Origin of the sequence: Peribacillus sp. YIM B13482 (assembly GCF_042787975.1) — a bacterium.
Classification (GTDB): Bacteria; Bacillota; Bacilli; order Bacillales; family DSM-1321; genus Peribacillus; species Peribacillus simplex_A.
In genome coordinates this window covers 20,729-32,714 of sequence record NZ_JBHZPF010000037.1, presented here as the reverse complement: position 1 = coordinate 32,714, position 11,986 = coordinate 20,729, and the positions used below count along the sequence as shown (strand labels likewise).

11 protein-coding genes are annotated in these 11,986 nt (G+C 37.7%); 3 read left to right on the top strand and 8 right to left on the bottom strand.

Annotated features, from left to right (window positions below; all coding sequences use genetic code 11):
• Window positions 1-7: 7 nt before the first annotated feature.
• The 3 genes from ACFX4L_RS17045 to ACFX4L_RS17035 all read right to left on the bottom strand — a co-directional run bounded on the left by ACFX4L_RS17045 (window position 8) and on the right by ACFX4L_RS17035 (window position 2,089).
• Complete coding sequence (locus ACFX4L_RS17045; RefSeq protein ID WP_377381979.1) at window positions 8-853, bottom strand: DegV family protein; 846 nt, start codon at window positions 851-853, stop codon at window positions 8-10.
• 139 nt (window positions 854-992) lie between these two features.
• Window positions 993-1,469 carry a glutathione peroxidase gene (locus tag ACFX4L_RS17040; RefSeq protein WP_061463651.1) on the bottom strand — a complete coding sequence of 159 codons (477 nt, stop codon included), beginning with the start codon at window positions 1,467-1,469 and terminating at the stop codon, window positions 993-995.
• Between the two features lie 86 nt (window positions 1,470-1,555).
• The gene (locus ACFX4L_RS17035; protein WP_061463653.1) at window positions 1,556-2,089 is read right to left on the bottom strand and encodes a hypothetical protein; all 534 of its coding nucleotides are present in this window, start codon (window positions 2,087-2,089) and stop codon (window positions 1,556-1,558) included.
• A gap of 169 nt (window positions 2,090-2,258) precedes the next feature.
• On the opposite strand from ACFX4L_RS17035, the gene metA reads away from it, so the two are divergent.
• Window positions 2,259-3,167 carry a homoserine O-acetyltransferase MetA gene (gene metA / locus ACFX4L_RS17030; RefSeq protein ID WP_061463655.1) on the top strand — a complete coding sequence of 303 codons (909 nt, stop codon included), beginning with the start codon at window positions 2,259-2,261 and terminating at the stop codon, window positions 3,165-3,167.
• Between the two features lie 109 nt (window positions 3,168-3,276).
• On the opposite strand, the gene ACFX4L_RS17025 is transcribed toward metA, so the two are convergent.
• From ACFX4L_RS17025 to ACFX4L_RS17005, 5 genes are all read right to left on the bottom strand, one after another.
• Window positions 3,277-3,972, bottom strand: coding sequence for an AIM24 family protein (locus ACFX4L_RS17025; RefSeq protein WP_061463658.1), 696 nt, complete (start codon window positions 3,970-3,972; stop codon window positions 3,277-3,279).
• Window positions 3,972-4,667 (bottom strand): class I SAM-dependent methyltransferase, encoded by a 696-nt coding sequence (locus ACFX4L_RS17020; RefSeq protein WP_377405711.1) that lies wholly within the window; start codon window positions 4,665-4,667, stop codon window positions 3,972-3,974. The genes ACFX4L_RS17025 and ACFX4L_RS17020 overlap by 1 nt, the downstream gene beginning before the upstream one ends.
• 499 nt (window positions 4,668-5,166) lie before the next feature.
• Window positions 5,167-5,595, bottom strand: a complete 429-nt coding sequence (gene mntR / locus ACFX4L_RS17015) for a transcriptional regulator MntR (RefSeq protein ID WP_377405709.1) — start codon at window positions 5,593-5,595, stop codon at window positions 5,167-5,169.
• Window positions 5,596-5,697: 102 nt separating this feature from the next.
• Complete coding sequence (locus ACFX4L_RS17010; protein WP_377405707.1) at window positions 5,698-7,872, bottom strand: DNA topoisomerase III; 2,175 nt, start codon at window positions 7,870-7,872, stop codon at window positions 5,698-5,700.
• Window positions 7,873-8,336: 464 nt separating this feature from the next.
• Complete coding sequence (locus ACFX4L_RS17005; RefSeq protein WP_289320195.1) at window positions 8,337-8,897, bottom strand: helix-turn-helix domain-containing protein; 561 nt, start codon at window positions 8,895-8,897, stop codon at window positions 8,337-8,339.
• 232 nt (window positions 8,898-9,129) lie between these two features.
• On the opposite strand from ACFX4L_RS17005, the gene ilvE reads away from it, so the two are divergent.
• On the top strand, window positions 9,130-10,044 hold the full coding sequence (gene ilvE, locus ACFX4L_RS17000) for a branched-chain-amino-acid transaminase (RefSeq protein ID WP_061463668.1): 915 nt from the start codon (window positions 9,130-9,132) through the stop codon (window positions 10,042-10,044).
• The gene (locus tag ACFX4L_RS16995) at window positions 10,044-11,981 is read left to right on the top strand and encodes a putative PEP-binding protein (RefSeq protein WP_289337423.1); all 1,938 of its coding nucleotides are present in this window, start codon (window positions 10,044-10,046) and stop codon (window positions 11,979-11,981) included. Before ilvE ends, ACFX4L_RS16995 begins: the two co-directional genes overlap by 1 nt.
• The last annotated feature ends 5 nt before the right edge of the window (window positions 11,982-11,986 follow it).

Below are 11,986 nucleotides of genomic sequence, written 5' to 3'. Positions count from 1 at the left end.
TTGTGCTTTAATCTTCATTGAACCAACTGAGTCCAATCGTCTGTTCACCGGTATGCACCCCGATTGCACTGCCCAGTGGGGATACATGTGTCAACACATGAGGAAATTCTTCAGAAATCATCTTTTTCCATCTTTGTGACTGCTCCGACACAGCTCCATATAATATGGTGCATTCTTTTACTTTACCTGCTTCGACTGATCTGCGAAAATCAGTGAAGATCTGTTTTTCCGCTTTTTTAAGGTTCCGGGGTTTAGATTTAGTATGAAGCAAGCCATTTTCGATTGAAATGATGGGTTTAAAGCTCAATAGGCTTCCTAAAATATACTGTGCGTTCGATAACCTTCCACTGCGATGCAGCTGATCCAAAGAACCTATTAATACATAGGTTTCATGATTATCCGCATATATTCTCGTTTTAACGAAGGCCTCATTGACGGAATGGCCATTATCAATATAATGCATGAGCCGTTTCATTATTAAAAGCATTGGAAAGGAAATAAGCAGAGTATCAAAAACGTCAACGGGGATCGTAACCATTTGTGCAGCTTGCCTGCTCGCGGAAACGGTCCCGCTCAATTCACTTGAAAGATGAACCGCAATGATTCGATCATAACGTTTTTCAAGCTTCTTATATAACTCTTGGAATGTACCGACCGAGGGCTGTGATGTAGTCGCGTTTTTCTTTTCCTCACTCATTCTTCGGTATAATTCCCCAGGTGATAGGTCGATACCATCTTCATATTCCTTCCCATCGATGATAACGATCATCGGAACGACGTAAACATGTTCATTCAATGATAATTCTTCATCTAAAGTTCCTGTGCTATCCGTTACCCATGCAATTCGTTCCATGGTTTCCCCCCTCAATTGGTGTCTCCTATTATATTCAACTCTCCCCCCATTTGTCCCTTTTAGAAAGCGTTGTGGATAAATATCTTGCCTTACAAAAAGAGCCCAACAGAAAGTACCTCTTCCGTTGAACTCGATATCATCATAATAATTTTTTTAAATCCTCTTCGATTTCCAGTGGTTTTGTTTTAGGGGCATACCGACTTACGATATTTCCATCACGGTCAATCAAGAACTTTGTAAAATTCCATTTTATCGATTTAGACCCCATCACTCCAGGAGCATTTTCAGTCAGATAGCTGAATAAAGGATGGGCCTCCTTGCCATTGACATTCACTTTTGCAAACATCGGGAATGTTACACCATGATTCAACTTACAATAAGAATCGATTTCCAGATCATCTCCAGGCTCCTGATTCAAAAACTGATTACATGGAAAACCAAGCACCGCCAACCCATCTTCTTTATATTGTACATACAGGCTTTGCAAATCATCATACTGTGGCGAAAAACCGCATTTGCTTGCGGTATTCACTATAATCATCACTTTCCCTCTATATTCCTCAAGCGAGATGGTTTCGCCATTGATTTTATTGACTTCAAATTCGTAAATGGACATGTATGATCTCTCCCTTTAGTATGATGATGTCATTTTACAGTATTTAAAGGTACGTTTACCAACTTTTATAATCTTACCTTTTCCAATTATCCCGGAATCTTCATCGCTTGAATGGATTGTATCAAATATTCTACCATATCTTCCAAATCCTCCATTTGCTCTTCTTTTATAAGCCTTCCAAATGAAACTTTAAATAAAGAAGAATGAACGGGTTGCACTTTTTTACTGACCGTTTCGCTGGTCGTCACTGTAATGATTCTCTGATCCCCCCAAATTTTTTCCAGATCGATCAAGAATTGTTCAGCAGTCACTTCATCAAGCTTTTTAGGAAAAGAAATGAAAATATTAACCGTGCAACCGGAATGTGTTTCATTAATAGTGGAATCAAGTAACTCCGAACTTAGATTCTGGAGTGAAGCGTGTAACTCGATGACTCCGATAACCGAAATAGGCGCCAGCGATTCTTTCAATTCCATTTCAATCTTATATGTTCTGGACATGTTTGCGAGATTCACTATATCATCACGGTTTATGACCAATATATCTCCAATGAAGTCACGATCATAGACCGCACCTTCCAATACCACTTTCATGTTCTCAAATGCTGTAGGATCGAACAATCTCCATACACCTCTCCAACTTCATAAGTTTATGTAATCATGATCTCACCATTTTACCATCCCCGAGCCATTTCCCTCAGGATTTAGAAGAAATTATTAAAATAGCTTTTCTATTCAGTAATTTTCTATATAATTAAAATATTATGATTTTTGGAGAAGGAGGCTAATCATGCCAATCAGAATTCCGGAACAACTGCCAGCTAAAGAAATTTTAGAACAGGAAAATATCTTCGTTATGGATGAGGATAGAGCTACCAATCAGGAAATCCGTCCATTGAATATATTAATTTTAAACCTTATGCCAGAGAAAGAAAAAACAGAGGCTCAGTTACTGCGCTTTCTTGGCAATACTCCCATTCAAGTAAACATATCATTCCTGCGTTTGAGCACACATGAATCAAAAAACACTAGTAAATTTCATTTAGATCAGTTTTATAAATCATTTAATGATATTCGCACGAAGAAATATGACGGCTTGATCATTACGGGCGCTCCAGTCGAGAAGCTGGAATTTTCAGACGTTAATTATTGGGAAGAACTGCAGGATATCATGAATTGGTCAACAGAAAATGTCACATCCACCCTACATATCTGTTGGGGAGCTCAAGCAGCCCTATACCATCATTATGGAATAGGCAAACATGAACTGCCAGTGAAATGCTTCGGCATATACACTCATGAGGTACTTGAACCAACTGAAAATCTAGTCCGCGGATTCGATGACTATTTTATGGCCCCTCATTCGCGCTATACGGATATTGACTATCAAAAATTAGTTAACCGTCCAGAATTGAAGGTTCTGGCACAGTCCGATCAAGCTGGGGTATTGATAGCTGCTTCAGTTGATGGAAAAAGAATCATGGTGACCGGCCATTTCGAGTATGATGCCGATACCCTCGGTGAAGAATATAAGCGTGATAGGGAGCGTGGGATCAATACGCAACTCCCTGAAAATTACTTTCCTGATAACGATCCGACCAAGGTACCCCTTCACCGCTGGAAGAGCCATTGCAGTCTGATGTTCTCGAATTGGCTGAACTATTATGTTTACCAATCAACCCCATATGAGTGGGATTGAAAGGGTAAGGAAAAAGAAGCTTTCTCTTTTAAGTGACTAGCTTTTTTGTAGGCAGCAACTTTCGGCTATCATGGGAAACAACCTGAGTTTTTGACTCAGGTTGTTTCTTTCATGATTCTTTATTACCGAAATATACCTCTTCAAAAGGTTGGACGACTACAAACCCTTTCCCTTCGAATTTCATTTGAACGGATTCGCCGCTTCCCCTTCCAAAAAACGACTTTAATGAAACATCCGTTACGAATTCAGGCTGAAGCTCCCCTGACCAAGCTACTGTGGCATTCGGGTCCGTATAGACTGGATTCCCAGCTTCCACCATTAAAGTGAGTGGCTCATAATGGGAAGTGAATGCGACCATCCCTCTCCCCTCGAGTCTTACATTGAACAATCCACCCGCCAATAACCCTGCAATGCGCCGCATCATTTTTATATCCCATTGAATACCCGGCTCAAAGGCAAGCAAATCATTACCATTAACACAGATCGATTCACCATTTAACTGTAAAATTGATATCTTCTTCCCTTGATCCGCGACGTATAGCTTGCCGCTGCCGGTCGCTTTCATCAAGGATGCACCCTCACCAGTCAAGGCTTTCTTGAAGAGTTTACCAAGACCATGCTCCAAGATACCTTCCCTCTCGAATTTAATTTGTCCGCGATAAGAAATCATCGTCCCCATTTTTGCCCAGATCTGCTGTTCCAGATTAATTTCCAGAATTCGTTCCGTTTCAAGTTCAAATAAGCCTTGCCCTTTATCCTGCTGTTTCGTCTTTTCAACGAATTGATCGATTTGATACTTCTCCATCACTGATCCACCTTTTTTTGAAGGAGGAACAGCCACATGAACGATACAGCTTGTTTTAGTTCCTTTGAAAAATGCCCCAATTTTGCAAAGTCCACCCCTCTCTTCGCAACGCCGGTGTCAGCGACCACCTTCCATCCCGTTTCTGTTGCCATTTTTTCAAATTCCCAAGCCTGCATTGTATTCATAATGACTTTATCTCCTAATAGCCGTTGAAAACTGAATTTTTTTCGTGGTTCAGCCGTCGGACCAAGAATTCCAAAACAGGCATAACCGCCAGGCTTAATTACCCGTTGAATTTCCTTCAGCACCGTTAATGGTTCACCTGTATATTCCAAAGAATTAATGACCAATGCCGCATCCATTTCCTCATCCTTGAATGGAAGATCATAAAAATCTCCTTGAATGAAAGAAAGTTCAGGTAGTAGAGCTGTTTTCCCCTTTGCAAATTCAATCATGACATTGGATAAATCGACTCCAGTTACTTCAAATCCCGCTTCGGCCAATTTTAAAGAACCAACTCCATCTCCACAGCCTATGTCAGCTACCTTCACTCCCGAAGGTACATATTCAGAAAAGAACGGAATAATGTTTTTTCGGCTCCCCGATTCCCACATTTCTTGCGAATTCTTCACCCACATAGGTGCAAAGACATCCCATTCCTTTTCCGACTCTTTATGCCAAGTATGTAAATTCATTAAACAATCCCCCTCCCATTTAATCTCAAATTATATTAGTACTTGAAGCATTACGGAAATTACAATCCCATTCGTTAACTAACACACAGTTTTCCCGAATCAAAATACAGGGCTTCATTATAGCTATTCTGCTCTTAATTAAAAAATCCTTTTTTAAAATACTTTTATAATGATGAATGCCCGGTTCCAGAAAACAGGTGATGTCATCTGAAAAATTTCAATTAACATAAAAATAAAAAAGATTGTAGGCAAAAGCGGTTATATCTAATTGTTAAAACAGAGTTGATTGGAACGGAAGGTGCGAGACTCCTGCGGGAAAAGCGTGTCCAAGGGAGACCCCACAGGCGCAAAGGCGCCGAGGAGGCTCCCGGACCGCCCGCGGAAAGTGAGTGCCTGAAGTGGAAATCAACGTTCGAATTTTTAAAACCCTCAAAAAAGACTGTAGACAAACTCGATTTTCATCGAGTTTGTCTACAGTCTGAAAGCTGCCTGAGGCAGCTTATTTTGAATTTTCTTCATTTCTTTTTTGTATCTTTCGTAAATCCTCGACACGATCGGGAGACTCCTCAAAGAATTCAACCAGATCGCCAATCCTATCGATGGCATTCCAACTAAGGTGATGTTCAATCCCTTCAACATCATGATAAATATTTTCTTCCTTGACCCCAAGCAATCTAAGCATCTGTTCTAAAAGTTCATGGCGGTATACGAGCCTTTTACCAACCTTTTTCCCGTTTGCAGTTAAAACGAGACCCCGGTACTTTTCATATATCAAATATTTTTCCTGGTCCAGTTTTTGAACCATTTTTGTAACAGAAGATGGGTGGACGGAAAGGTTTTCGGCAATATCCGAAACTCTTGCATATCCTTTTTCTTCAATAAGTAAATAAATTTGTTCTATGTAATCCTCCATGCTAGGTGTAGGCATTCGGAATCCTCCCATTCAAACGCATATCTAAAAATTTTACTATATAAACGCCCCTGAAACAAGAAGATAACGTCTCAGGGCGCTTTTAAATGAAGTTTCTTCTCATGTTTGTTTGATGTTCTGTTCTGTTTGGAATGTAAAGCTGATCTTCTTTTCAGAATCGGACCAAGATAAAATGGCATCAAAGGTTTTTTCACCTTTTTTAAAACCACTTATCAAATCCGTTTCACCGCTCGACAATAATTTTTTTATATTTGCTTGACTGATTTTCTTATTAAGGATTTTTTTGGAGATCGTAAAGTTACACTTGGTTTTTTGATAATTTACACATCCATAGAATTCCCCTTTATCGACAATCTTAGAACCGCATAGCTTACAGCTGCCCACAGATGCCGAGCTTCTCTTTTTAGGGCCGCTCCGTTGAATCGACTCGGTGTCCAGCCCTTGAAAATCCCAGCTTTCAGATGATTCCACGGCATCACTGATAATTTTTGCTGACATCTTTTTAACAGCTTCCATAAAGACGCCGGCTGAGGCCTTCCCTTCACCAATTTCCCTTAAACGCTGTTCCCATTTGGCTGTCATTTCAGGTGAAGCCAGGATTTTCTCCCCAATTGCAGTGATCAGCACTTTCCCTTTATCCGTCGCAAACACCTGGTTTTTTTTGACATCAATGTATTTACGGTCTTTGAGCATGGTAATGATACCAGCTCGAGTTGCTTCTGTGCCAAGGCCTTCGGTTTTCATCAGCACCTTTTCTAACTCTTCATTATCCAAGTGTTTTCCGGCCGTTTTCATCAAAGTGATCAACTGACCTTCTGTATAGCGCTTTGGCGGCTGAGTTTTTCCTTCTTTCACCTTTATTTTGGCGACCTTTCCAGAATCCCCTTTTGAAACGGCAGGCAAAAGGATATCATCATCATCCTTCTCATTTTGGAAAATCACTTTGCGCCATCCCTCTTGGATCTGCTGCTTGCCTTTAGAAATGAATTCGGCACGCTTATCGACAAGCGTTTTAATGGTGGTGTAATCGAAAATGGCTTTCTCGTAATGTGCCGCAATCAACCGGCGGACCACCAAGTCATAAATATTCCGTTCTTCAGCAGAAAGCCTCTTTGGGTCGGTCACTTGTTCCGTCGGGATAATTGCATAGTGATCAGTCACTTTTTTTTCATTTACAAACCGTTTATTATTCATGATGCTCGGTTGTGGTAAAGGAAACAGGGATTCATATTCTGAAAATCCACTTAGTTTTTGCAATATATCAGGAAATGTTTCGGCTTCCCCCTCCGTAACATAATTGGAGTCTGAACGTGGATAAGAAACGATCCCTTTTTGATATAAACTTTGTACAATATCAAGCGTCTGTTTCGGTGAATATTTATAAATCTTGTTTACGGTTGCCTGCAATGACGATAGATTAAATAACAAAGGTGGCTGAAATTCTTTTCTTTCTGTAGCCATTTCCGCAATTTCAGCTTCTTTACCCTTGCAAAAGGCGGCAATTTTATCAGCAAGTTCTTTTGTCTTGATTCTCGGATCATTGTTCTGCTGCCATTTTCCTTGATACTCCTTACCATCCATCTTGAAGTCAGCGAACACTTCCCAGAACGGTTCAGTCTTGAATTGTTCAATTTCCATTTCCCGTTTCACTATCAAAGCGAGAGTCGGTGTCTGAACCCTACCAGCTGAAAACACATCCGAAACACCCCTTTGTTTCAATAGAATACTATACGCTCTCGATGCATTCATTCCCACAACCCAGTCTGCGCAAGCTCTCGTGTACGCTTCATGATAGAGTGGCCTGGTTTTTTCCTCGCCCATCAGGTTTTGGAATCCCTCATAAATCGCTTTTGGGGTCAAAGAGGAAATCCATAAACGTTTCATCGGTTTATTGACATTACATAGATTAACGATATTACGTACAATCAATTCTCCTTCACGCCCAGCATCGCCTGCATGAATGATTTCATCGACATCCGGTTTCCTAAGCAAAGTCTTCACTACATTGAATTGCTTTGCCTTTTGTCGGGTCACTTCATATTGAAATTTCTCTGGAATCATCGGCAACGTTTCCATCGACCATTTTTTCCATTTTGAATGATAGGTTTCCGGCGAAACGAGTTGACATAAATGCCCGACGGCCCAAGTTACATAAGCTCCGTCGGGAAAAAGTTCATTCGGCATGATTTCTATATATCCTTGCTGTTTCTTCGTTTTAAATTGAGCTGCTAACGTTGAACCTTGATCTGGTTTCTCCGCAATGATTAGCTTCATGATCATCTTCACCTAATCCGTTACAAAATATCTTACCCTATTATTATACCTTAATTATCAAAATCGGCTAGATATGACTTCGGTTTAACTCAATTGATCTAAGAAAGCTTGAAATAATTGCTTAAATCCTGAGAATAATGGGATTTTCAGGCTTATGATAAACTCCGTCCAAATATAGGCAGATTAATATGCAAAAAAAAAAGCTTCACTAATGGATGGTCAGCATAGATTAGAGGGAATCGGAGTATATACAAAAGAAACAAGTGCGATGTTAAATGTGCCCTTCCTAGCTTTTCACTGTTTAGATGAAGATGAAGAAATTATTTTAAAACAAAAAAGACTGTAGGCAAAAGTGAACTGCCCCGTAAATGTTAGACACCAAACTAACATTTACGGGGCAGTTCAGCTTATAAGCATGTATTCTTTTTATAGTTTTTTAAGTACACCACTGTTTATTAACGAAGTTATCTATACATATTTTTTTTAGTTGAATTAATTATTAAAAAGTAATTACACTCTTCTTCTGATAAATTCAGAAACCTATGGTCTATATCTGCTTCAAAATATATTGAATCCCCTTCTTCTAACTTATAAATTTCAGGTTCCTCACCTAATTCAACTTGTATTTTTCCTTTTAAAACATAGATGTATTCCTCTACACCCTTTTTATGAGGTGGAAAAATTCCGGTTTCCTCTAAAGGAGGAATTTTATTTAAAATGAATTCAATATCATTAGCCGGCGGTGATAAAAGATGTCTTTCGAACTTTGTGTTTTCGTCCTTATATATTAATCTGTTACTCGAACGAATAATAGACACACTTCTTTTTTGATCCTCCCCCAACAAAGACGATATTGTTACATCCAGTGCTTCCGCAATTTGTGAAGCAACATGAATTGTTGGATTTTTATCACCTCTTTCAATCTGAGATAACATAGACTTACTAACTCCCGACTTTTTAGCTAGTTCTTCTAGTGTGTAGCCTTTTGACTTCCTTACATTTTTTACATTAGTTGAAAATTCCATAAAAGCCCCCTGCATTCTACTATAGTGAATTTAATTCTTGACTTTAGTTTATAACGGATTTATCATGGAATCAAATTCACTATAGTGAATTTGGAAATAAAATCAAAGAAAGGAAAAAGAAGGGACATTATTGCACAACTAAGTCTAAATGTCTTCACTTAATAAAGTCTGAATATTCAAAGTAGATAATAGGGATTTTAATTTCTAATAAAAAGAAAAGAAGGTTATTTAAATGACTACAAAAATATTTGTTGATGGTGCTTTCTACAATAAAGATGATGCAAAAATCAGTGTGTATGATCATGGTTTATTATATGGTGATGGAATATATGAAGGGTTACGCTGTTATTCTGGACATGTATTCCAAATGAAGGAACATCTTAATCGGTTAAAACGTTCAGCCAATAGTCTTCGAATTCAGCTTCCATACTCATTAGAACAAATAGGTGAATTCATCTTAGAAACACTGAAAATCAACGAACTTCAGAATGCCTACATTCGTTTACTTGTTACAAGAGGTGTAGGTCACATAGGTCCAGATCCTAGTACTTGCAAGAGCGCTAGTTTAATTATCATTGTAGAAGATTTACCAAATGTCCATGGAAAGTCTGTTAAAGAGAATGGGTTGTCTCTAGTAATTGCCTCTACACGCCGAGATGCTGTGGATGCCACCTCACATGAGATTAAATCACTTAATTACCTTAATAGTGTTGTTGCTAGAATGGAAGCGAATGAATATGGAGCAGATGATGCAATTTTACTAGACCCCCGAGGGTTTGTTTCAGAATCAACTATATGTAATGTTTTTATTATAGATAAAAATACACTTGTAACCCCTAGTCCATCAAACGGAATCTTACAAGGAATAACGAGACAAATGATTATGGATATCGCTAGAGAAATTAATATGGAAGTTAAACAAAGTGATATTACACCCTTTCAATTGATTAATGCAGATGAAGTTTTTTTAACAGGAACACATGCTGAAATTGTTGGAGTTGCTCGTATTAATAACATTGAATTATCTGGAGGTAAAATTGGAGAAATAACAAGAAATTTAATACATAAATTTCAAGAAAAAACATTAAACCCTAAATATAGTACGCCTGTATATAAAAATATTAATAAGGATAAGGTGACAAACTAATGCAATTGCTAACTAAAAATAAAAACACATTAAATGAAAAGTTACATAAAATAGCACAAGGTTTTTTATCTCCAAGAGATGTGTTATTTGAAATCGAGGAAGAACAGTTAACAGATCTCCTTTCTCCTAACTTTGTTAAGGAAAATGATCAATCCCCCATCGGACAGGGGGAAAGTATTCTACCTGGGGATGTATCCGGTCAACTAGTTCTTGATAGAAAATTAGGGGAGCTATTGTTACAAGAAGCCCAAAGTAGAAACACAACTATTAACTTAATCTATTCTCTAACAACTGGGGATTTAGAAGATTTTTATGTTTTAACATCATCTAAAGGTTTTTTCACTAACCAGAAGGCACGTACTACATTTTGCCCTGTTCAAGCTAGTTGTGAAGGTATTCCAACGTTAGTTGATGTTAACTGCCAATACCAATTTAATATAGAACCTAAAATGTTAACTTATACATTTAATGATGGTAGTAAATTTTATATTGAACAACCATTAAGAGAAGTCATTTTTGAAAAAGATACGATAAATGAAGGTGATTACATTTCATTAAATGCTAATAAAGGATTAATTTTCAAAGGTAATTTATCGGCTAATCCTTCAACTATCATTAAAGTTTATCAAATTCTTTCAAAAGCTTTTCTAGAGTCATTAGAGATTTATGGTCCAGCTAATGCAGAACAAAATATTATTCATTCAAGTACATATCAACATAATAAACAATTTCTTATTGAAACTATTGAGTCTTCAGAGTTTGTTGGTTTCCAAAAGTTATTAAGGGCTGCATACGAAGTTTCGGAACTCAAAGTATTATCGACAGCACATACTGCTAGAACAATGACTCTCACCCGAATGTATGGAAGTGATATCTCACTAGTAAATGGTGATATTTGCTTAAAGGGTTATTCTGAAAGATACGGATTAGGATTATTAAGAGATGAACGGATGTGGAATCAATCCACTGATATTGATTTAATGAGAATCATATTTCTAGGTGAAGAAATTGTTGGTGAAAATTTCTCTCATTATAGAGAGAAATATTTAAAAAGATTTACCGACATGGTTTATGACGTGTTTAAAGTAGGGACAGGAGAAATCGCTGTTGTTAGATTATTATGTATGCCCTATAACATGATCTTTACGAAAGATTTTAACACAGAGAATTTCTCTGAAAAATATAATTTAAATAATAAAGCTGTTAGTGATCGTGTTAACATTCTTGCGAATGAATCGGAAACATACCACGGTTGTCGGGGAGTGAGAGTTACCGTCCAAAGACAAGATATATGTGAGATCTGGTGCGAAGGTATTATTAAAGCAGCACACAAAGCACAAACCAATGATATTGATGTTACACTTCAAATTTTATTATCGATGGTTACCTTTCCAAAAGAGGTTTCTATGTTTATAGAAACTTTTGAAAAACTTGTACAATCATACGGTATTCAAGATTTAGTTCGTGGAGTATCTATAATGATTGAAACATCTGGTTCTTTCCATGTATTAGAAGATATTTTAGACGTTAAAGGAACAAATATAGAACTAAATGGTGCATTATTTGGGGGTAACGACTTTACTGCAGCGTGCCTTAATATGAATAGAGCAGACTCAGCTAAGTCTATTATTCCAGAGTACGTTAAATTAAATATAATGCCAAGTAGCCCATTTCAAATTATTAATGAACAAATTGTAGGAAAGTCAATTGTACAAGGCCTAAGAAGGACAAAACTTTTAAAACTATCGAACGAAAGAGAATATCTAATGGGTTTAGGCGGAGAGATAGCAGGTTCTTGGCAATCAGTAAAATGGCTATCTAAACATGCGGCTCCTCATGGATTAAATTATGTTTCAACTCCACCAGATAGAATATTATTTTCACTATTTGCAAGCGCTCAATCAGTTTTGCAAGCTTTATATAGTGACATTTCATAAATTTA